Origin of the sequence: Pseudomonas orientalis, from assembly GCF_022807995.1 — a bacterium.
GTDB lineage: Bacteria > Pseudomonadota > Gammaproteobacteria > Pseudomonadales > Pseudomonadaceae > Aquipseudomonas > Aquipseudomonas orientalis_B.
In genome coordinates, this window is the sequence record NZ_CP094351.1 from 4983166 (window position 1) to 5004817 (window position 21652).

The following is a 21652-nucleotide window of genomic DNA, read 5'->3' on the forward strand; positions in this document are numbered from 1 at the left end:
AAGCCTGAATGTCTGGGGCTGGAACGCCCCCGCGTAACCGGCAAAGCTACCTCAATGCGCTGGGGCAGTCCAGCCAGGCGGGACTGGCACTTTGCCACAACTCAAGGCATGCTAGCCGCCCTTCGGGCGTCCGGCTTATAGTGCACGTCGCGCGCCAGTCCAGCCAACCGCAGGATCACAGCTTGTCCAAAGTCATGCCGCCCACGCCCTTGCGCGCCGCTCATCTAGCGCCGGGAGCGCCCCTGCACGGCACCTTCAAAGGCGCGTTGGCGACGCTTGTGCTGATGTTGCTCGCGCTATTGTTCTGGCAACTGCTCGACCAATTGCAGCAAAACCAGAAAGACCAGCAGCAATACACCATCGACTACAGCGCGGACCTCGCCGAACAGATCAGCCAGAATATGGCCCTGAGCGCACAGATCGCCTTGAATCTGCTGCCGATCGTCGAGCCGCCGCGCAACACCGAACAACAACAGGCGCTGATGCACACGTTGCAGCGCTCACTTCCCGAACTGCGCAGCTTCGCCCTGCTCGCTCCCAGCGGCGCAGTGATCAGCGACAGCGCCAACGACAGCCAGGACAGCGCCCTGCTCGAAGAGCTGGTCAAGCGCAGCCACGCCCAAGCCTATTACCTGAGCAACGACAGCGACGGCACCGTCATCTATCTGTTGCTGCACCAGCCCAGCGGTGGCTCGAAGCTGTACTGGGCGCTGCGCCTGGCGCCCACCTACCTGGCCAACCTGACCCGCCAGGATGCCCAGGGCCAGCGCCCGACGTGGGCCATCGAGAACCGCCTGAACCATCGCGTGGTCAGCCGTGACAACGGCATGCCGGCCCAATGGGCCAGTGCGTTGACCCCGGATGAATTGAATAAAAGTGTGCTGGTCACCCCGTTGAGCAAGAGTGACTGGCAACTGCGCGGGCTGTTCGACCGCAGCGCGGTGCTCGAACAACTGCTGCCCGCGTTCATCGGCAAATGCCTGCTGGGCCTGGCATTTTCGCTGATTCCGGTGATCGTGCTGCTGAACATGCGCCGGCGCCAGCGCCAGGTGCATGAAGGCCGGCGACGTTATCAGGATATTTTCGAAGGCACCGGCGTGGCCTTGTGCGTACTCGACCTGTCGGGGTTGAAGGCGTTCTGCGACAAGAGCCCGGTGCAGGGCGGCGAACCATTGCGCGCCTGGCTGCAGGCCAACCCCACCGAGCGGCGCAAACTGCTCAAGGAGCTGCGCGTCACCGAGATCAACCAGATGGCCGTGCGCCTGCTGAACGTGAGCTCCTGCGAGCAAGCCTGGGAGCGCCTGATTGACGATGGCCCGCACAATGCCACCTCTATCGGCCACCAGGTGCTGGAAGCCGTACTGACACGGCAGAAACAACTGGAGCTGGAAATCCAGCTCAACGATATGGCGGGCAATGAACAATACCTGTGGCTGGTCATGCGCTTGCCGGAGCAGCAGGATGACGTCAGGGCGGTCATTCTCAGCATCAGTGATATCACCAGCCGCAAGCTGATCGAACTCTCGCTGGTCGAGCGCGAGAGTTTCTGGTCGGATGTGGTCCGCACCGTGCCCGACCACCTGTATGTACAGGACGTGATCAGCCAGCGCATGATTTTCAGCAACCATCACCTGGGCCATACCCTCGGCTACAACAAGGCCGAACTGCAGCAGATGGGTGAGTACTTCTGGGAAATCCTGCTGCACCCCGAAGACGCCGAGCATTACCACGACGCGCGTCAACAGCAACGGCAGGTGGGCTACACGACCCAACTGCACTGCCAGTTGCGCTTTCGTCACCGCAACAACCAGTGGCGACGTTTCGATATCCGCGAACAGGCCCTGGCCAGGGACACCTCGGCGGTGGTTACGCGGATCATCGGCGTGGCCAAGGACATCACCGACCAGATCGAGGCCAGCGAATCCCTGCGCGACAGCGAACAGCGCTACCGCATGCTGGCCGAAAGCATCAGCGACGTGATCTGCTCCACCGACAGTCGGCTGGCCCTCAACTACGTCAGCCCATCGGTCAACGCCGTGCTGGGGTATGACGTGGACTGGGTGTTCAAGAACGGCTGGCAGTCGATCATTGCCAACCCGCAGCAGCTCACCGGCATGTACGGCCTGATGGAACAGGTCAGCCGTGCCGTGGGCAATCCCGAGGCGCTGAACAGCCTGCGCGATGAGGTGCAGTCCCAACTGTTCCTGTTCGATTGCCTGCGCGCCGATGGGCGCAAAGTGCCGATCGAGCTGCGTGTGGTGCTGGTGTGGGACGAACATGGCGCGTTTGAAGGCATCCTTGGCGTGGGTCGTGATATCAGCCAGCAGCGCCGCGCGGAAAAAGACCTGCGCATGGCGGCCACGGTGTTCGAACACTCCACCTCCGCCATCCTGATCACCGACCCCGCCGGCTATATCGTGCAGGCCAACGAAGCCTTCAGCCGGGTCAGCGGTTACGCCGTCAGCGATGTACTCGACCAGTTGCCCAACATGCTCACCGTCGACGAACAGCAGGAAGCCCACCTGCGCTACGTGCTCAAGCAATTGCACCAGCACAGCACCTGGGAAGGCGAAGTGTGGCTCAAGCGCCGCAATGGCGAGCACTACCCGGCCTGGGTCGGCATCACGGCGGTGTTCGACGATGAAGGCGACCTGGCCAGCTACGTGTGTTTCTTCAGCGATATCAGCGAGCGCAAGGCCAGCGAACAGCGCATCCACCGCCTGGCCTACTATGACGCCCTGACCCACCTGCCCAACCGCACCCTGTTCCAGGACCGCCTGCACACCGCATTGCAGTCGGCCGAGCGGCAGAAGTCGTGGGTGGTCTTGATGTTCCTCGACCTCGACCGTTTCAAGCCGATCAACGACTCCCTGGGCCACGCCGCCGGCGACCGGATGCTCAAGGAAATGGCTACGCGCTTGCTCGGTTGCGTGGCCGAGGACGACACCGTGGCGCGGATGGGCGGCGACGAGTTCACCTTGCTGCTGCAACCGCGCGTCAGCCGCGAAATGGCGCTGAACCGCGCCATCAGCGTGGCCGAGCAGATTCTGGCCAGCCTGGTAAAGCCGTTCGTGCTCGAAGGCCGCGAATTCTTCGTCACCGCCAGCATCGGCATCGCCTTGAGTCCCCAGGACGGTAACGAGCTGAGCCAGTTGATGAAAAACGCCGACACGGCGATGTATCACGCCAAGGAGCGCGGCAAGAACAACTTCCAGTTCTACCAGGCCGACATGAACGCCAGCGCCCTGGAGCGCCTGGAGCTGGAAAGCGACCTGCGCCACGCCCTGGAACAGGACGAATTCGTGCTCTATTACCAGCCGCAGTTCAGCGGCGACGGCAAACGCCTGACCGGCGCCGAAGCCCTGTTGCGCTGGCGCCACCCACGCCGCGGCCTGGTGCCGCCGGGGGATTTCATTCCGGTGCTGGAAGAGCTGGGGCTGGTGGTGGATGTGGGCGACTGGGTGATCAGCGAAGCCTGTCGTCAGCTCAAGACCTGGCACCAGAACAAAGTGCGGGTGCCGAAAGTCTCGGTCAACATCTCGGCGCGGCAGTTCTCCGACGGGCAACTGGGCACGCGCATCGCCACCATCCTCAGGGACACCGGCCTGCCACCAGCGTGCCTGGAGTTGGAGCTGACCGAAAGTATCCTGATGCGCGAAGTCAACGAAGCCATGCAGATCCTCGCCAGCCTGAAAAACCTCGGCCTGAGCATCGCGGTCGACGACTTCGGCACCGGCTATTCGTCGCTCAACTACCTCAAGCAATTCCCCATCGATGTGCTGAAGATCGACCGCACTTTCGTCGACGGCCTGCCCTCCGGCGAGCAGGATGCGCAGATCGCCCGCGCCATCATCGCCATGGCCCACAGCCTGAACCTGGCGGTGATCGCCGAGGGCGTGGAAACCCACGAGCAACTTGACTTCCTGCGCGAGCATGGCTGCGATGAGGTGCAGGGTTATCTGTTCGGACGGCCGATGCCGGCGAATCGGTTCGAGGCGCAGTTCAGCAATGATGCGCTGTTCATGTTCGACTGAGATGTGTGGTGAGGCCACTGGCCTCATCGGGGGCAAGCCCCCTCCCACACTTGAATGTGTTCGCAGATCAAAATGTGGGAGGGGGCTTGCCCCCGATGAGGCCGGCACAGTCAACACCTAATCCCGGATGAGCCCCACTTGTCCGCGACATGATGTCCTTTCATATGCCATCCAAAACCCATTGGGTTAGAATGCCCTCCTTTTCTGCCCCCGATCCTTGAGGACCGCCATGTTCAGCCGTGATTTGACTATTGCCAAGTACGACGCCGATCTCTTCGCCGCCATGGAGCAAGAAGCCGTGCGCCAGGAAGAGCACATCGAGCTGATCGCTTCGGAAAACTACACCAGCCCTGCGGTGATGGAGGCTCAAGGCTCGGTACTGACCAACAAGTACGCCGAAGGCTACCCAGGCAAGCGCTACTACGGTGGTTGCGAGTACGTCGACGTGGTTGAGCAGTTGGCCATCGACCGTGCAAAAGAGCTGTTCGGCGCCGATTACGCCAACGTCCAGCCCCACGCCGGTTCCCAAGCCAACAGCGCGGTGTACCTGGCCCTGCTGCAAGGCGGCGACACCATCCTGGGCATGAGCCTGGCCCACGGCGGCCACCTGACTCATGGCGCCAGCGTGTCCTCCTCAGGCAAGCTGTACAACGCGGTTCAATATGGTATCGATGCCAACGGCCTGATCGACTACGACGAAGTCGAGCGCCTGGCGGTCGAGCACAAGCCAAAAATGATCGTGGCCGGTTTCTCTGCCTACTCGCAGATCCTGGACTTCCCACGCTTCCGTGAAATCGCTGACAAGGTCGGCGCTTATCTCTTCGTGGATATGGCTCACGTTGCGGGTCTGGTCGCCGCTGGCGTCTACCCGAACCCGGTGCCTTACGCCGACGTGGTCACCACCACTACCCACAAGACCCTGCGCGGTCCACGTGGCGGCCTGATCCTGGCGCGCGCCAACGCCGAGATCGAGAAGAAGCTGAACTCCGCGGTATTCCCGGGCGCCCAGGGCGGCCCGCTGGAGCACGTGATCGCCGCTAAAGCGATCTGCTTCAAGGAAGCACTGCAGCCTGAGTTCAAGACCTACCAGCAACAAGTGGTCAAGAACGCCAAGGCCATGGCCGGCGTGTTCATCGAGCGCGGTTTTGACGTGGTGTCCGGCGGTACCGAGAACCACCTGTTCCTGCTGTCGCTGATCAAACAGGACATTTCCGGTAAGGATGCTGACGCTGCCCTGGGCAAAGCCTTCATCACCGTGAACAAGAACTCCGTGCCGAACGACCCACGTTCGCCGTTCGTCACCTCCGGCCTGCGCTTCGGCACCCCGGCGGTGACCACCCGTGGCTTCAAGGAAGCCGAGTGCAAGGAGCTGGCCGGCTGGATCTGCGACATCCTGGCGGACCTTTCCAACGAAGCCGTGATCGACGCGGTACGTGAGAAGGTCAAGGCCATCTGCAAGAAGCTGCCGGTGTACGGCGCTTGATTGCAGTTGCTTGAATGAAAAAGCCCGGCTCTTGAGCCGGGCTTTTTTATTCCAATTTGAAATGCGGTCAAGTGTGGGAGAGGGCTTGCCCCCGATGGCAATCTATCAGTCGCTGCCTGTGGTGACTGACACTCAGCTATCGGGGGCAAGCCCCCTCCCACATTTGGTTGCATTTCAAGTCAGGTGGGTTGGTAGACCCTGGCAAAGCCTTGGCGAATCTTGTCTTCGGGCAATTCATCGGCAATAAACACAATCACACTTTCCCGCGCCTCGCCTTCGGCCCATTCGGTGTCCCAGTCGAAGCCGTAGAGCTTCAACACGCCCTGGAACACCATGCGCCGATCCTCCCCGGCAATATTCAGCACGCCCTTGTAGCGCAGCAGTTGCTTGCCATGGTCTTCCAATAGTTCGTTCATGAACTCACTGAGGCGGTCGATATCCAGCGGCTGGTCGGTGCGCAGTACCAGGCTGGAAATACGGTCGAACGATGGCGCAGTGCTGACCGGGCGCAGGCTCATGCCTGCGTTGAGGTTGAAGCCGCGCACATCCAGCAACTCGGCCAGGTCGATCCTGCCATGCTCCACTACGCGGATCGGTGCGCGGCGGTTGATGCGGGTCAAGCGTTCGCTGAGGGCGTCGAAGGTGGCAGCGTCCACCAGGTCGCGCTTGCTCACCAGCAGGCGGTCGGCAAAGCCGATCTGCGCCTGGGCGATGGTCTGGGTCAGGTGATGCTCGGCGTGGGCCGCGTCCACCAGAGTGATGATGCCGTCGAGGATGTAGCGCTCGCGCAGTTCTTCGTCGATGAAAAAAGTCTGGGCCACAGGCGCGGGGTCGGCCAGGCCGGTGCATTCGATCACCAGCCGATCGAAGGCGATTTCGCCACTGTCCAGCCGCTCAAGCAGCAAGTAGAGCGCCTTGGTCAGGTCGGTGTGGATGGTGCAACACACACAGCCGTTGGAGAGGGTCATGACCTGTACCGGCTCCGCGCCCAACAGCTGGGTATCGATGCCGGCATCACTGAATTCGTTTTCGATCACGGCGATTTTCAGGCCGTGTTCGGCCTTGAGCAGGTGGCGCAGCAAGGTGGTCTTGCCGGCGCCGAGGAAGCCGCTGAGCACGGTGACCGGAATGGGAGAGGACACAGACAGTTCTCCTTATAGCTGAAGGAACACAAAACAAATGTGGGAGGGGGCTTGCTCCCGATAGCGGTGTGTCAGGCACGGATGTGTCACTGATACACCGCTATCGGGGGCAAGCCCCCTCCCACATGGAATCACTGCTGGCCCGAATGCCGGGTCAGCAGCACTTGGGCCCACCCTTGCCGCCGTAACGGGCCTCCTGGCGTTCCCGGAAGAACGCCTTGTAATCCATCATCGGCTTGTCCGGGTGCTTGGTTTGCATATGCTCGACGTAAGTGTCGTAGTCGGGCATGCCGACCATCAGGCGCGCGGCCTGACCGAGGTATTTACCGAGGCGACTGATGTCATTGAACATGGGTGCAATCCTCGGTTATGCGTCCGGTACAGCCTGGAACGGCGCTTCTTTATCCGTACGCTCTTTGTTGCCCCAGGCGGCAATGCCGACCTTGAGCGCATAGAACAGGATGCTGAATACCACGAACAGGAACAGCGCCGTCAGCGTTGCGTTGGTGTAGGCGTTGTAGATCACGTGTTGCATCTGGTCGATGCTCTTGGCCGGGGCAAGGATCTGGCCGTTGGCCAGGGCATCGCTGTACTTCTTGGCCAGCGACAGGAAGCCGATCGCCGGGTTGGCGTCGAATAGCTTGATAAAGCCCGCCGTGGTGGTGCAGATCAACAGCCAGACTGCCGGCACCAAGGTCACCCAGATGTAGCGCTGACGCTTCATCTTGATCAGCACAACGGTGGCCAGCATCAACGCGATCCCCGCCAGCATCTGGTTGGAGATACCGAACAGCGGCCACAAGGTGTTGATGCCGCCCAGCGGGTCGATCACGCCCTGGTACAGCAGGTAACCCCACATCGCTACACAACCGGCGGTGGCGATCAGGTTGGCGGTCCAGGATTCGGTGCGCTTGAGCGACGGCACGAAGGAGCCGAGCAGGTCCTGCAGCATGAAACGACCGGCACGGGTACCGGCGTCGACCGCCGTCAGGATGAACAGCGCTTCGAACAGGATTGCAAAGTGGTACCAGAACGCCATGGTGTTTTCACCCGGCAGTACGCTGTGCAGGATCTGCGCGATACCGACCGCCAGGGTCGGTGCACCGCCGGCACGTGCCAGGATGGTGGTTTCACCAATGTCGTGGGCCACGGCCGACAACGCCTCTGGGGTGATTGCAAAGCCCCAGCTGCTGACGGTCTGCGCCACGGTCACCACGTCGCTGCCGACAATCGCCGCCGGGCTGTTCATGGCGAAGTACACGCCAGGCTCAATCACAGACGCCGCAACCATCGCCATGATGGCCACGAACGACTCCATCAGCATGCCGCCGTACCCGATGTAACGCGCATGGCTTTCATTGGCCAGCAGCTTGGGCGTGGTGCCCGAGGAGATCAGCGCGTGGAAGCCGGAGACCGCGCCACAGGCGATGGTAATGAACAGGAACGGGAACAGACCGCCCTTCCACACCGGGCCGGTGCCGTCGATGAACTGGGTAAGCGCCGGCATTTTCAGGTCAGGCATGGTGACCAGGATGCCAATCGCCAGCGCGATGATGGTGCCGATTTTCAGGAAGGTCGACAGGTAGTCACGCGGGGCCAGGATCAGCCATACCGGCAATACCGCGGCAACGAAACCGTAGCCGATCAGCATCCAGGTGATCTGGATCCCGGTAAAGGTGAAGGCCTTGGCCCACACCGGGTCAGCCGCAATCTGCCCGCCCAGCCAGATCGAACCCAGCAGCAACAGCACGCCGATGATCGAGATCTCGCCAATGCGGCCCGGGCGGATGTAGCGCATGTAAATGCCCATGAACATCGCGATCGGGATGGTCGCCATTACCGTGAAGATGCCCCACGGGCTCTCGGCCAGGGCCTTGACCACGATCAGCGCCAGCACCGCGAGGATGATGATCATGATCAGGAAGCAGCCGAACAGCGCAATGGTCCCGGGAATGCGGCCCATCTCTTCGCGGACCATGTCGCCCAGGGAACGGCCGTTACGCCGCGTGGACAGGAACAGGATCATGAAGTCCTGCACCGCACCGGCCAGCACCACACCGGCAATCAGCCAGAGCGTGCCGGGCAGGTAACCCATTTGCGCCGCCAATACCGGACCGACCAGAGGGCCCGCGCCGGCAATGGCCGCAAAGTGGTGACCGAAGAGGATGTGTTTGTTGGTCGGCACGTAGTCCAGACCGTCGTTGTTGATCACTGCGGGGGTGGCCCGCCGTGGGTCCAGTTGCATCACATTATTGGCGATGAACAGGCTGTAGTAACGGTAAGCGACCAGGTAGATGGCCACCGCAGCAACCACAATCCACAAGGCGTTGATCGCCTCGCCGCGGCGCAAGGCCACTACGCCGAGGGCGCACGCTCCTACGATTGCCAGCACCAGCCAGGGTAGATGGCGTAGCAGGCTATTATTATTTTTCATTTTTATATTCCAGCCAGGGTGGACAGAAAGGACAGCCAACCGGAGTTTAGCGCTACTGGCCTCAAAGGCCACCCCCCTACGTTGGTCTAGAGCCTTGCCGATGCAAAAAAAGCAGAAATAAAGGCTGAATGATGGCGCAGGGTTGGCGGCACTGCTGGAAACCTAGACTTCAACACAAATCAAAATGTGGGAGGGGGCTTGCCCCCGATAGCAGTGTGTCAGGCGCTGATAGATTGACTGACCTGCCGCCATCGGGGGCAAGCCCCCTCCCACATTGGTTTTGCGGTGTTGCTGATTACTCGAACAGTGCATCCAACGCCTGTTCCAGGCGGGTGACCCCAATCACCTGCAATCCTGGCGGCATTTCCTTCGGCGCATTGCCCTTGGGCACGATCGCCCGCTTGAAGCCATGCTTGGCCGCCTCTTTCAAGCGCTCCTGGCCGCTGGGCACCGGGCGCACTTCGCCCGACAGCCCGACCTCGCCAAACACCAGCAAGTCATGGGGCAAGGGCCGGTTGCGCAGGCTGGACATCACCGCCGCCATCAACGCCAGGTCGGACGCGGTCTCCAACACCTTGACCCCGCCCACCACATTGAGGAAGACGTCCTGATCGTGAGTCGGAATGCCGCCATGGCGATGCAATACCGCCAACAGCATGGCCAGGCGGTTCTGATCCAGGCCGAGGGTGACCCGTCGCGGGTTGGCCAGATGGCTGTCATCCACCAGCGCCTGGACTTCCACCAGCATCGGCCGGGTGCCTTCCCACGTCGCCATTACCACGCTGCCTGGGACTTCTTCCTGGGCGCGGGTGAGAAAGATCGCCGAGGGGTTGGAGACTTCTTTCAGCCCCCGGTCAGTCATGGCAAACACACCCAACTCGTTAACCGCGCCAAAGCGGTTTTTCACCGCCCGCAGCAACCGGAGGCGGCCATCGGATTCACCCTCGAAATACAGCACGGTATCCACCATGTGCTCCAGCACGCGCGGCCCGGCCAGCGCGCCTTCCTTGGTCACGTGACCGACCAGGAAGATCGCCGTGCCGCTCTGCTTGGCATAGCGCACCAGCAGCGCCGCGCTTTCACGCACCTGGGACACGCCGCCAGGCGCTGATTGCAGTTGCTCGGTGAAAATCGTCTGGATCGAGTCGATCACCATGACCTTGGGCTTTTCGATGCGCGCCGTGGCGATGATGCTTTCGATGCAGGTTTCGGTCATGACCCGCAGTTGGTCTTGGGGCAGGCCCAGGCGGCGGGCGCGCATGGCCACTTGCTGCTGGGATTCTTCGCCGGTGACGTACAGCGCCGGCATGCGGCTGGCGATGCTGCACAGGGTTTGCAGCAGGATCGTGGATTTACCGATGCCGGGGTCGCCGCCGATCAGCACAACCGAGCCGTCCACCAGGCCACCGCCCAATACCCGGTCCAGCTCGCCGGAGGCCGTGGAGAAACGCGGGATCTCTTCGACGCTGACTTCGGCCAGGGTCTTGATCTGCGCTTGTTGCCCGGTCCAGCCGGCGCGGCCGGTGGGGGCTGCGGCGCCACCGCTTTCAATCATGGTTTCAGTCAGGGTGTTCCACGCACCGCACTCGCCGCACTGGCCCGCCCACTTGGGAAAGGTCGCGCCGCACTCCGTGCAGCCGTACATGCGCTTGGCCTTTGCCATTGAAGAACCTCCAACCGAAAAACCGCGATGATAGCTCAGCGCGGCGCCGGGGTCCGGATTTCACCGTTGGCCAAGCGTGAAGCGGTGTTGCCGATGGGGTCTTCGGCGTTGAGATCGGCGCCTTTGGCCTTCAGTTCGCCCAGCAGTTCGACGCGTTTGAACAGCCCGGCGTACATGGCGGCGGTCTGCCCCGCGCCGTTGCGTTGGTCGGGATTGCAGTCGGTGGCCAGTAACCGCTGGGCAATTTTCAGTTCGCCTTTGAAGATGGCGCCCATGAGCGCGGTGTTGCCGCGTTGGTCCTGCACGCAGGCGTCGGCGCCAGCGGCCAACAGGCGCTCAACGTAGGCGCTTTGGCCGTGATAGGCGGCAAGGATCAAGGCGGTGTAGCCCTTGTCGTCCTGAGTATTCAGGGCGTAGCCCGACTCAATGAACGTGTTGAGCATGTCGAGGTCGCCACGGCGGGCGGCGTCGAAATAATAATCCTGGAGCTGAGCCTTGAGCGCACCAGGGTCATTGGATGGGGGTTGTTCGGCCAGCACACTGAACGACCAGCAGGCCAGCAGTGCCCATATGAACGTACGCATGATCAAGATCCTTGAGAAAGATCCCCTGGTAGGAGCGAGCTTGCTCGCGAAAAACGTCAACGATAACGCGTGCATCCTGGATGAATGCGTTGCCTTTGAGTTCTTCGCGAGCAAGCTCGCTCCTACAGGAGGGCGCGGTTAGTCGCTCAGTTTGTCAGCCAGTGCTTTCACACGCGCCAAGTCCCCTTTGGCCACCTTGGCCACGCCGGTGCCGTATTCCGGATCGGCTTTGTAGAGGAACGACAGGATGATGTGCTTGCTTTCATCATCGGTGGTCGCCAACGAGCCGCCAAAGTTATCGATCAGGTCCTGACGCTCTTTTTTGCTGTAGGAGCGATACAAGTCGCCGGCCTGCTTGAAGTTCTGCTCACGCTGAATCTTCGCCTGCTGGGTGCTGCCCGACAGCGGAGACTGGCTGTAACGCGCAGCTTGCGGCTCTTCCCGTGGCAACAGGCGGCTTGGCTGGTAGTTCACGCCGGTGGTGGTCTTGCCGAAGTTCAGCGCGCCGTCCTGGTTACCGTTGTTGACGGTGACCCGTGGGGCGTTGATCGGCAGTTGCAGGGCATTGGCGCCCAGTCGGTACATTTGCGTATCGGCGTAGGAGAACACCCGCCCTTGCAGCAGGCGGTCTTCCGACGGTTCGATACCCGGCACCAGGTTGGCCGGGGCCATCGCCACTTGTTCGGTCTCCTGGAAAACATTGGCCGGGTTGCGGTTGAGCACCATTTGCCCGACTTTGCGCTCAGGCACATTCGGCCAGATCTTGGTGGCGTCCAGCGGGTCGAAATCGAACTTGGCCAGGTCTTCAGGTTTCAACACCTGCACATACAAGTCCCACTTGGGGAAGTCGCCCTTGTTGATATGGGTGACCAGGTCATTGGTCATATGGCTGTAGTCACGCCCTTGCACTTCGGTGACTTGCTTGGGATCAAGGTTCTTGATGCCTTGCAGGCTCTTCCAGTGGAACTTGACGTAGTGCACTTCGCCCTTGGCGTTGATCAACTTGTAGGCATGTACGCCGTTGCCATCCATCTCCCGGTAACTGGCCGGTGTGCCGGCGTCCGAGTACAACTCGGTCAATGTACGCGTGGACTCGGGAACATGGGAGAAGAAGTCGAAACGACGGGAGTCATCGTCCAGGTTAGTGCGCGGGTCCGGTTTGAACGCGTGGACCATGTCCGGGAACTTGATGGCATCGCGAATGAAGAATGTCGGGAAGTTGTTGCCGACCAGGTCCCAGTTGCCTTCGGCGGTATAGAACTTGGTGGCGAAGCCCCGTGGGTCGCGCAGGGTTTCCGGGGAATGGTTGCCGTGGACCACGGCCGAGAAACGCACGAACACCGGCGTGGCTTCACCGGCGGCGAATACCTTGGCCTTGGTCAGGTCGCTGAGGTTGTCGGTCACGGTGAAGGTGCCATGGGCGCCCGTGCCACGGGCATGCACCACGCGCTCGGGGATGCGTTCGCGGTCGAAGCGCTGCAGCTTCTGAATCAATTGAACGTCCTGCAGCAGCACGGGGCCATTGGCGCCGGCCGTCTGCGAGTTCTGGTTATCGCCAACGGCGGCGCCGTTGTCACGGGTCAGGTTGGCGGCTTGCACGGAGAGGGTCAGCAGGCTGGCGGTCACCAACGCCAACGCCTGGCGTGCCGACACAGGCCTGCGATTGATTGAATGGTTCATCAAGGTTTCCTCTGGTTTTTTTAGTGCACATTCAGTTGTGCTTGCCAGAGGCTAGTGACCTGCGGGTCAGAAGATAAATAGAAAAACACCACAGGCCCGATTGAGAAAAAAATGTGGTAACCCGCTGAAATCCGCCGTATCCCGCGCGCGATTGGTGGCACTTTGCAAACTAATTGCGTTTTAATGTGTCGATAAAAACCAACAGTGTTAAAGGTTGTGTCGCGCAAGCCCGCTACGACTGACTTACACTGACCTCCACCCTTCTCATCTGTAACAAGGAATAACCTATGGGCGTGATCAGTGAGTTCAAGGCCTTCGCGGTCAAAGGTAATGTGGTCGACATGGCCGTCGGTATTATCATCGGCGCCGCGTTCGGCAAAATTGTTTCCTCATTTGTAGGGGACGTGGTGATGCCGCCGCTCGGCCTGTTGATCGGTGGCGTGGACTTCGGCGACCTGGCAATCACGCTCAAGGCCGCGCAAGGCGATGCACCCGCCGTGGTGCTGGCCTACGGCAAGTTCATCCAGAGCGTGGTCGACTTTTTGATCGTCGCCTTCGCTATTTTCATGGGGGTAAAGGCGATCAACCGCCTCAAGCGCGAAGAGGCCGTAGCCCCGAGCTTGCCACCGACGCCGACCAAGCAAGAGGTGCTGCTGGGCGAGATCCGCGATCTGCTCAAGGCACAGCACGACAAGCCGCTCTGACCTGCGGACCCAAAAAAGGCGCCGTGAGGCGCCTTTTTTTACCAGTAGTTTTCCACCGCCACCTGGCCAGGGCGTCGGCTCAGGCTCAGTTGCATGTCGCGCTGCTTGAGCAACTGGCGCGTGTCATCGACCATCTGCGGGTTGCCGCAAATCAGCACGCGCGAGTGTTGCGCCGTCAGCTCGATGCCGGCCGCGCGTTCCAGCTCTCCATTCTCGATCAAGGTGGTGATACGTCCGTTCAACGCGCCCGGATGCCGCTCACGGGTGACGATAGGGATGTAGACCAGCTTGTGGGCGTATTCGGCCAGGTATTCGCGCTCGCCCAGTTGGTTGATCAACGACTGGTACGCCAGCTCCCTGGCCTCTCGTGCGCTGTACACCAGAACGATACGTTCGAATTTTTCCCACACCTCGAAATCCTGCAGGATCGACAGGAACGGTGCCACGCCGGTACCGGTGCCCAGCAGCCACAGATCGCGCCCGTCGATAAAGCGGTTCAGGGTCAGGAAGCCAGTGGCCTGGCGTTCCACCAGCAAGGTATCGCCCACTTTCAGGCGGCTCAGCTCACTGGTGAACTCGCCGCCTGGCACCACAATGGAAAAGAAATCGAGGTATTCGTCAAACGGCGAAGACACGATGGAATAAGCACGCCATACAGTACTGCCATCCGCCTTGGTGACGCCCAGGCGCACGAACTGGCCGGCGGTAAAGCGAAAGCCTGCATCACGCGTGGTGCGCAAGGTGAAGAGGCTGGGGGTCAGCGATTGCACGTCGAGCAAGGTCTGGCGGGTAAATTTCTCAGCACTGGCCGTCATGGGGGGCTCCGTTTTGCACAGGGCCGTAGTGTCTCTCAATGCGGGCCGCGCAAACACCGTTGATTTGTACTGACATTGCAGTCAGCCAAAGACAGCGACGCTGTCGGGCTTGTAACAATAAGTGACAAATAGCGCGCCAACAACAAACTAAACATTTTGCTATTAACCCACTCGCGATACATCACTAGATGATGCTGAACGTCGGGAGCATATCATTTTGACACCACCTTCAAACTATTGAAAAGCCAAGCACCACGCGGCTAACTCATACAAAAGTTTGTTAGTTGTACAGCGCTGTTGTGCCGTGACACGCCAATAACCGAAATTTTTTTTCAGCCCTACTCATAGGACTTATCCTACACTTTGTTCTCGAGCAGCGTTGGGATCAGGACGTACCCAAGTCACAGGGAAACCTATGGAGAGTTACCGATGGTCAAATGGCGCAATACCCGGCTGCCCAAGCTGGAGGGCGAGAGCGAAATCACCAGCGTGTTTGAGATGGTCGTCAATCACACTTATGAACTGGGATTCCAATATTGCTCATTTACGATGAGTTCTCAAGCTAAAAACAACCAAACAGATCCCATCCAACTAGACAACCATCCAAATGAGTGGAGAAGTATTTACACACGAGCGCATTTCTTCGATCTGGATCCTGTTGTATCCCATTGTAAAAAAAGTGTCCTGCCCATTGTCTGGGACCAGAAAACCTTTAGCAGTACACCCCAGTTGTGGGAGTTGGCCCAATCGTTTGGCGTGCACCTGGGCTGGACCCAGGCGGTGCATGATTTCCAGGGTATATTCAGCATGCTCACGCTGACCCGTGGCAAAGGCGAGGTCAGCCCTGAAGAGCTTTACGAAAAAGCCGGGCAGGTGTTGTGGCTCTGCCATGCGATGCATGCAGTGGTTGCAAAAAAATACGCCGACAAAGCCCACGTCAACACGCCCAGCAAGTTGACCGCACGGGAAACGGAAGTCCTCAAGTGGTCCGCCATGGGCAAGACCGCGTCCGAGATCGCGGCCATTCTCTGCCTGTCCGAGCGTACGGTGGGCTTCCATATCAGCAGTACCTTCAAGAAGCTTGGGGTTCACAACAAGATCCAGGCCGTGCTCAGCGCCTCCAAAGCAGGGTTGTTTTGACCCGGACAAGAAACACCGCATGTCATCGCGTTGAAAAAAAAGTACCATTTACGGCCCATTCTGAGTGTTGATGCCCTTTCAAAGGTTGCCTCGCCGTTCACTCAGACGGTTCCGTCGATTACTCCAGAGCCTCCCCCGCCATGCCCCTGCTTGACAGCCCCTTCGCCCAGCTCGATTTGATTCGTCAGCCCGAGCAACACAATGATCCGCTGCAAGCCTTCGATGCCGCCGACGAGTACCTGCTCAGCCACCTCGCCGACCAGCAACCGCCTGCGGCAACCCGGGTGCTGGTGCTCAATGACAGCTTCGGTGCCCTCGCGGCCAGCCTGGCAGGCCAGGTGCAGGTGACTTCCAGCGGGGACTCGTTCCTCGCCGCCCAAGGCCTGGAAAAAAACCTGGTACGCAACGGCAAAGCCTTTGATGCGGTACCGTTCGTGCCGGCCAGCCAAGTGCCGGTAGGGCCGTTCGATCGGGTGTTGCTGCGCATACCTAAAAGCCTGGCGCTGCTGGAAGAACAGTTGATACGGCTGCAGGGCCGACTGGCCCCAGGCGCCGAAGTGATCGCTGCGGCGATGATCAAACATTTGCCACGCGCCGCCGGTGAGCTGCTGGAGCGTCATATCGGGCCGATGCACGCCACGCTTGCGGTAAAAAAGGCCCGGCTGCTGATCGCCACCGTCGCAGACCGCGCTGCGGCAGTGTCGCCCTACCCTACCCGCTACACGCTGGACACCCCGGCCATCGAATTGCTCAACCACGCCAACGTGTTCTGCCGCGAAGGCCTGGACATCGGCACGCGCGCGTTCCTGCCGCACCTGCCGAACAACCTGGGCGGCGCCCGCGTGGCCGACCTTGGCTGCGGCAACGGCGTATTGGCAATTGCCAGCGCCCTGCAAAACCCGGACGCGCAGTACACCCTGGTGGACGAATCCTTCATGGCGGTGCAGTCAGCCACCGAGAATTGGCGGGCCGCCCTGGGGGAACGCGAGGTGATCGTGCGGGCCGACGACGGTCTGGCCGGCCAGCAAGCGCAGTCGTTGGACGTGGTGCTGTGCAACCCGCCGTTCCACCAGCAGCAGGTGGTGGGCGACTTCCTCGCCTGGCGCATGTTCCAGCAGGCGCGGGAGACCCTGGTGGTGGGTGGCGCGTTGTATATCGTCGGTAACCGTCACCTGGGTTATCACAGCAAATTGGCGCGCCTGTTCCGCGGCGTCGAACAGGTGGCGGCGACGCCCAAGTTCGTCATTCTCAAGGCGCGCAAATAAAAAAAGCCCTGCCCTTCAAGTAACAAGAGCAGGACTCAAAAAAACCGGGCCGCAAAGCCCGGATCGGGATGTCAGTGGGTGGTCAGGCCAGCCGCATTCATGAACATGCGCATCAGGCTGGCGACGATAAACAGGGCCAGCACGCTGCCGGCCCAGATCATCGCCAGCCACCCAAGACGCCGCCACAGCGGCTGTTTTTCAGCCTGTTCGATGTCGTGCAACGAAGGTTTGCCCGCCATGTTGCGACCCTCCTAGTGATAACCGTCTTCGTGGGTGACCTTGCCGCGGAACACGTAGTAGCTCCAGAAGGTGTAGCCCAGGATGAACGGAATGATGAACAAGGTGCCCACCAGCATGAAGCCCTGGCTTTGCGGCGGCGCAGCCGCGTCCCAGATCGACACCGACGGTGGAATGATGTTCGGCCACAGGCTGATCCCAAGGCCGCTGTAGCCCAGGAAGATCAATACCAGCGTCAGCAAGAATGGCGTGTAGTGCGCCCGGCGGGCCACGGCGCGGAACAACCCGTACATCGTCACCAGCACCAGCAGCGGCACGGGCAGGAACCAGAACAGGTTCGGCAGAGTGAACCAGCGCGAGGCGATTTCCGCGTGGGTCAACGGCGTCCAGAGGCTGACGATACCGATCACCGCCAGCACCACGAAGGCCAGCGGCCGCGCCAGGTTGTGCATCTGTTCCTGCAACTTGCCTTCGGTCTTCATGATCAGCCAGGTGCAGCCGAGCAAGGCATACGCCACGATCAACGCTACGCCGCAGAACATCGTGAACGGAGTCAGCCAGTCCAGCGAGCCGCCGGCGAACTGGCGGTTCACCACCGGGATGCCGTCGATAAACGCCCCCAGCGCCACGCCCTGGAAGAACGTCGCCGTGAGCGAGCCGCCGATAAACGCCTTGTCCCACAGGTGACGCTTGTGGTCCTTGGCCTTGAAGCGGAACTCGAAGGCCACGCCGCGAAAGATCAGCCCGATCAACATCAGGATCAGCGGCAGGTACAACGCCGACAACACCACCGAATAGGCCAGCGGAAACGCGCCGAACAAGCCCGCGCCGCCCAATACCAGCCAGGTTTCGTTGCCGTCCCACACGGGCGCCACGGTGTTCATCATGACGTCGCGGTCGGTCTTGCCCGGTACGAACGGAAACAGGATGCCGATGCCCAGGTCGAAGCCGTCCATCACCACGTACATCATGATGCCGAAGATGATGATCACGGCCCAGATCAGCGGAAGATCAATGCCCATCTCAATGCCCCTTGTGCTGGATGTCGTCGTGATCGTTGTCGGTGCCATCATCGGCAGCGGACAACGGACGCGCCGGGGTGCGTTTCTGGCCAGGTCCACCCTGGGTCGGCTCGGTGACCTCGTAAACCACAGGCCCTTTGCGCACCAGGCGCATCATGTAACCCAGGCCCGCGCCAAACAGCGCGAAGTACACCACCACGAACAGCACCAGGGTGATGGTCATCTGCGCCAGGCTATGCCCGGAAGACGCATCCGCAGTGCGCATCAGCCCGTAGACCACCCACGGCTGGCGGCCGATTTCGGTGGTGAACCAGCCGGCGAGAATCGCGATCAGGCCGGACGGGCCCATCCACAACGCCAGATGCAGGAATGGCCTGGACGTGTACATCTTGTCGCCACGGCGCAGCCACAGGCTGAACAAGCCGGTGAAGATCATCAGGAAACCCAGGCCGACCATGACCCGGAACGACCAGAACACCACGGTCGAGTTGGGACGGTCTTCAGGCGGGAACTCCTTGAGCGCCGGCACCTGCTTGTCCAGCGAGTGGGTCAGGATCAGGCTGCCCAGGTAGGGAATTTCCACCGCGTACTTGGTCTTTTCGGCTTTCATGTCCGGCCAGCCGAACAGGATCAGCGGCGTGGGTTCATTGCCGATGTTTTCCCAGTGACCTTCAATCGCGGCGATTTTGGCTGGCTGATGCTTGAGGGTGTTGAGGCCGTGGAAGTCGCCGATCACCGCCTGGATGGGCGCGACGATCAAGGCCATCCACATCGCCATCGAGAGCATTTTGCGGATCGCCGGGTTGTCCTTGCCGCGCAGCAGGTGCCAGGCCGCAGAGGAGCCAACGAAGAACGCCGTCGCCACAAAGGCAGCGGTGGCCATATGCGCCAGTCGATAGGGGAATGAGGGGTTGAAAACCACGGCGAACCAATCGGTCGGAATCACGCGGCCGTCGACGATTTCAAAGCCTTGGGGCGTCTGCATCCAGCTGTTGGAGGAGAGAATCCAGAACGTCGAGATCAGCGTACCGACCGCCACCATCACGGTGGAGAAGAAGTGCAGGTTGCGCCCCACCTTGTTCCAGCCGAACAGCATCACGCCCAGGAAACCGGCTTCGAGGAAGAAGGCGGTGAGTACTTCGTACGTCAGCAGCGGCCCGGTGACGGCACCGGCGAAGTCCGAGAAGCGGCTCCAGTTGGTGCCGAACTGATAAGCCATGACCAGGCCGGAGACCACGCCCATGCCGAAGTTGACGGCAAAGATCTTCGACCAGAAATGGTAGAGGTCACGGTAGGTGTCGTTGCGGGTCTTGAGCCACAAGCCCTCCAGCACCGCAAGGTAACTGGCCAGGCCGATGGTGATCGCCGGGAACAGGATGTGAAACGAGATGGTGAACGCAAATTGAATTCGGGCGAGATCTAGCGCCTCCAAACCGAACATAAGTCTTCCTCTGTCAGGTAATACCGGCTGCGGGCTCGGAGCCTGCACCCACTGCCCCCACGGATATGGAGTGTGGCGAATTTCAATTCGTTTCTTTTTTTACCCGTCACGCAGGGAGTCTGGCCCTTCGGCCACCAGAGCAATCCCGGAGCGGGCGTTGATCTGGATCAAGCATCGTTGAAAGAGTAGTCCCATTTTCGATGGGCAGTTGTGTGGTGTTTTGCCGCGTGACAGCTTGCCTCACCAAGGTTATTGCAACTCTTTGTTACAACATAATGCTAATCTCGACATTCCCTTCGGTCTTGATCTGTACGCCCAATGCCTAGCGAATCCGCGTTGCTGTTACGTCACCACCGTCCTTTCATCGCGTTCTGGCTGGCGCGGATCTTTACCGCCAGCGGTTTCCAGATGCTGACCGTGGCCATCGGCTGGAACCTCTACCAACTGACCGGCAATGTGCTCGACCTGGGGTTGGTCGGCCTGGTGGAATTCGTGCCGCGCGTGCTGTTCATGCTGCACACCGGGCATGTGGCCGATCGTTATGAGCGACGCAAGGTCGCTGCCATCTGCCAGACCGTGCAGGCGCTGATTGCGCTGTCCCTGGCCATCGGCGGGCTGACCGGCAATGTGACCCGCGAGATGATCTTCATTCTCGCCTTTCTGCTGGGCGCCGCGCGTTCGTTCGAAATGCCCACCACCCAAGCGCTGCTGCCCAGTATCGTACCCAGCGCACTGTTCCCCCGGGCCGTGGCGTCGTCGCAATCGGCCCAGCAATTGGCGACCATCGTCGCCCCGGCCCTCGGCGGCTTGCTCTACGCGTTCGGCAGCGTCTGGGTATACGGCCCGACCGTGGTGCTGTACCTGATCGCCTGCGGGCTGACCCTGAACCTGCCCGCCCGCCAGACGCCGCTGAACAAAGGCAAGGCCACCCTCGACTCGTTGCTGGCCGGGATTCGCTTTATCCGCAGCCGGCCGGACATCCTCGGCGCCATCTCCCTGGACCTGTTCGCCGTACTGTTGGGCGGCGCCACCGCGCTATTGCCGGTGTTCGCCAAGGATATCCTGTTGACCGGCCCCTGGGGCCTGGGCCTGCTGCGCTCGGCACCGGCGGTGGGGGCGCTGCTGATGTCACTGTGGCTGGCGCGTTTTTCAGTGGACCGCAAGGTCGGTCGCGTCATGTTCACTGCAGTCGGCGTGTTCGGCGTGGCGACCATCGCATTCGGCCTGTCGACCTCGTTCTGGTTCTCCCTGGCGGTGCTGGTGGTACTCGGCGCGGCGGACATGATCAGCATGGTGATCCGGGCTTCGTTCGTGCAGTTGGAAACGCCGGATGAAATGCGCGGCCGGGTGAGTGCGGTCAACGGCTTGTTTATCGGCGCATCCAATCAATTGGGCGAGTTCGAATCGGGCATCACCGCACACTGGTTCGGCACTGTGCCCGCCGTCGTCATGGGCGGCGTGGGTACACTGGTCGTGACCGGAGTGTGGATCAAACTGTTCCCGACCCTGGCCAATCGCGATCGTATGCATGTACCGGTGGAAGAAACGGCCTCGAAAACCACCGCCTGACCCGCTTTGACATAAGGTCAATGTGGGAGGGGGCTTGCCCCCGATAGCCATAGCTATATACACAACCTTGTAGCGCCAACCGTAACCACGATGCGAAGCGAGTCGCTCTTGATCTTGATCTTGATCTTGATCTGCTTTTGATCCTAGGCGCCCCGTTAAACCACGCTGGCCGAACGCAGGCTTGAATCCGTGGGCAACCCGGCAGGACGCCGGGTTAGCCGCACTGGGCCATGGATGGCCCATTGCGGCGGCCCACGGATTCAAGCCTTCGTTCGGGCACACCGAGCCTAGGCGAGGTGCCGAGTGGTGGGGCAAGAGCGTTTTGCTTACTTTTGCGCTTTTCAAAAGTGAGCCGCCGTCAGGGCGGAACCCTAAGTGGCCATGACCGCAGAAACGGATATGTACTCGGTCCAACTCAACATCCTGGTCGGCCCAGAGG

At 60.8% G+C, this 21652-nt stretch carries 16 protein-coding genes; 6 read left to right on the forward strand and 10 right to left on the reverse strand.

The window, feature by feature from the left end:
- Positions 1-182: 182 nt before the first annotated feature.
- On the forward strand, positions 183-4034 hold the full coding sequence (locus tag MRY17_RS22255) for a sensor domain-containing protein (RefSeq protein WP_431768373.1): 3852 nt from the start codon (positions 183-185) through the stop codon (positions 4032-4034).
- Positions 4035-4263: 229 nt separating this feature from the next.
- A complete protein-coding gene (gene glyA, locus MRY17_RS22260; protein WP_076952735.1) occupies positions 4264-5517 on the forward strand; it encodes a serine hydroxymethyltransferase in 1254 nt (417 codons plus the stop codon).
- A gap of 179 nt (positions 5518-5696) precedes the next feature.
- Here glyA and yjiA read toward each other — a convergent pair whose 3' ends face one another.
- The 6 genes from yjiA to katB all read right to left on the reverse strand — a co-directional run bounded on the left by yjiA (position 5697) and on the right by katB (position 13020).
- Positions 5697-6659 carry a GTPase gene (gene yjiA / locus MRY17_RS22265; RefSeq protein WP_243352870.1) on the reverse strand — a complete coding sequence of 321 codons (963 nt, stop codon included), beginning with the start codon at positions 6657-6659 and terminating at the stop codon, positions 5697-5699.
- A gap of 154 nt (positions 6660-6813) precedes the next feature.
- Positions 6814-7011: a YbdD/YjiX family protein gene (locus tag MRY17_RS22270; RefSeq protein ID WP_003176208.1), complete on the reverse strand. Its 198-nt coding sequence runs from the start codon at positions 7009-7011 to the stop codon at positions 6814-6816.
- 15 nt (positions 7012-7026) lie between these two features.
- Positions 7027-9093: a carbon starvation CstA family protein gene (locus MRY17_RS22275; protein WP_057724970.1), complete on the reverse strand. Its 2067-nt coding sequence runs from the start codon at positions 9091-9093 to the stop codon at positions 7027-7029.
- A gap of 295 nt (positions 9094-9388) precedes the next feature.
- Positions 9389-10756, reverse strand: coding sequence for a DNA repair protein RadA (radA, locus tag MRY17_RS22280; RefSeq protein ID WP_032884669.1), 1368 nt, complete (start codon positions 10754-10756; stop codon positions 9389-9391).
- Between the two features lie 35 nt (positions 10757-10791).
- Positions 10792-11340, reverse strand: a complete 549-nt coding sequence (locus MRY17_RS22285; protein ID WP_243352871.1) for an ankyrin repeat domain-containing protein — start codon at positions 11338-11340, stop codon at positions 10792-10794.
- 138 nt (positions 11341-11478) lie between these two features.
- On the reverse strand, positions 11479-13020 hold the full coding sequence (gene katB, locus MRY17_RS22290; RefSeq protein ID WP_243352872.1) for a catalase KatB: 1542 nt from the start codon (positions 13018-13020) through the stop codon (positions 11479-11481).
- 287 nt (positions 13021-13307) lie between these two features.
- On the opposite strand from katB, the gene mscL reads away from it, so the two are divergent.
- Positions 13308-13724, forward strand: a complete 417-nt coding sequence (mscL, locus tag MRY17_RS22295; RefSeq protein ID WP_191953239.1) for a large-conductance mechanosensitive channel protein MscL — start codon at positions 13308-13310, stop codon at positions 13722-13724.
- A 38-nt stretch (positions 13725-13762) separates the two neighbouring features.
- Here the strand turns inward: mscL and MRY17_RS22300 are convergent, their stop codons facing one another.
- The gene (locus tag MRY17_RS22300; RefSeq protein WP_181284583.1) at positions 13763-14539 is read right to left on the reverse strand and encodes a ferredoxin--NADP reductase; all 777 of its coding nucleotides are present in this window, start codon (positions 14537-14539) and stop codon (positions 13763-13765) included.
- A gap of 429 nt (positions 14540-14968) precedes the next feature.
- On the opposite strand from MRY17_RS22300, the gene MRY17_RS22305 reads away from it, so the two are divergent.
- Together MRY17_RS22305 and MRY17_RS22310 are read left to right on the forward strand one after the other, a co-directional pair.
- Positions 14969-15679 (forward strand): helix-turn-helix transcriptional regulator, encoded by a 711-nt coding sequence (locus tag MRY17_RS22305; protein WP_191953240.1) that lies wholly within the window; start codon positions 14969-14971, stop codon positions 15677-15679.
- Positions 15680-15819: 140 nt separating this feature from the next.
- Complete coding sequence (locus tag MRY17_RS22310) at positions 15820-16944, forward strand: methyltransferase (RefSeq protein ID WP_243352873.1); 1125 nt, start codon at positions 15820-15822, stop codon at positions 16942-16944.
- A gap of 71 nt (positions 16945-17015) precedes the next feature.
- Here MRY17_RS22310 and MRY17_RS22315 read toward each other — a convergent pair whose 3' ends face one another.
- From MRY17_RS22315 to MRY17_RS22325, 3 genes are read right to left on the reverse strand one after another with little or no spacing between them, the layout of a single operon-like run.
- Entirely contained in the window at positions 17016-17183 is a 168-nt protein-coding gene (locus MRY17_RS22315; RefSeq protein ID WP_181284586.1) for a DUF2474 domain-containing protein, read from the reverse strand.
- A gap of 12 nt (positions 17184-17195) precedes the next feature.
- Positions 17196-18203 (reverse strand): cytochrome d ubiquinol oxidase subunit II, encoded by a 1008-nt coding sequence (cydB, locus tag MRY17_RS22320; RefSeq protein ID WP_057724960.1) that lies wholly within the window; start codon positions 18201-18203, stop codon positions 17196-17198.
- Between the two features lies 1 nt (position 18204).
- Positions 18205-19644, reverse strand: coding sequence for a cytochrome ubiquinol oxidase subunit I (locus MRY17_RS22325; RefSeq protein ID WP_181284587.1), 1440 nt, complete (start codon positions 19642-19644; stop codon positions 18205-18207).
- A gap of 318 nt (positions 19645-19962) precedes the next feature.
- Here MRY17_RS22325 and MRY17_RS22330 point away from each other — a divergent pair, with 318 nt between their 5' ends.
- Positions 19963-21213 carry an MFS transporter gene (locus MRY17_RS22330; protein WP_243352874.1) on the forward strand — a complete coding sequence of 417 codons (1251 nt, stop codon included), beginning with the start codon at positions 19963-19965 and terminating at the stop codon, positions 21211-21213.
- Positions 21214-21652 lie beyond the last annotated feature (439 nt).

Bases quoted from the DNA above. Each gene is read 5' to 3' on its own strand.
- glyA (WP_076952735.1), top strand. From the start codon at position 4,264: ATGTTCAGCCGTGATTTGACTATTGCCAAGTACGACGCCGATCTCTTC.
- cydB (WP_057724960.1), bottom strand. From the start codon at position 18,203: ATGGGCATTGATCTTCCGCTGATCTGGGCCGTGATCATCATCTTCGGC.
- MRY17_RS22275 (WP_057724970.1), bottom strand. From the start codon at position 9,093: ATGAAAAATAATAATAGCCTGCTACGCCATCTACCCTGGCTGGTGCTG.
- MRY17_RS22315 (WP_181284586.1), bottom strand. From the start codon at position 17,183: ATGGCGGGCAAACCTTCGTTGCACGACATCGAACAGGCTGAAAAACAG.
- katB (WP_243352872.1), bottom strand. From the start codon at position 13,020: ATGAACCATTCAATCAATCGCAGGCCTGTGTCGGCACGCCAGGCGTTG.
- MRY17_RS22305 (WP_191953240.1), top strand. From the start codon at position 14,969: ATGGTCAAATGGCGCAATACCCGGCTGCCCAAGCTGGAGGGCGAGAGC.
- MRY17_RS22330 (WP_243352874.1), top strand. From the start codon at position 19,963: ATGCCTAGCGAATCCGCGTTGCTGTTACGTCACCACCGTCCTTTCATC.
- MRY17_RS22300 (WP_181284583.1), bottom strand. From the start codon at position 14,539: ATGACGGCCAGTGCTGAGAAATTTACCCGCCAGACCTTGCTCGACGTG.
- radA (WP_032884669.1), bottom strand. From the start codon at position 10,756: ATGGCAAAGGCCAAGCGCATGTACGGCTGCACGGAGTGCGGCGCGACC.
- MRY17_RS22285 (WP_243352871.1), bottom strand. From the start codon at position 11,340: ATGCGTACGTTCATATGGGCACTGCTGGCCTGCTGGTCGTTCAGTGTG.
- mscL (WP_191953239.1), top strand. From the start codon at position 13,308: ATGGGCGTGATCAGTGAGTTCAAGGCCTTCGCGGTCAAAGGTAATGTG.
- MRY17_RS22270 (WP_003176208.1), bottom strand. From the start codon at position 7,011: ATGTTCAATGACATCAGTCGCCTCGGTAAATACCTCGGTCAGGCCGCG.
- MRY17_RS22325 (WP_181284587.1), bottom strand. From the start codon at position 19,644: ATGTTCGGTTTGGAGGCGCTAGATCTCGCCCGAATTCAATTTGCGTTC.
- MRY17_RS22310 (WP_243352873.1), top strand. From the start codon at position 15,820: ATGCCCCTGCTTGACAGCCCCTTCGCCCAGCTCGATTTGATTCGTCAG.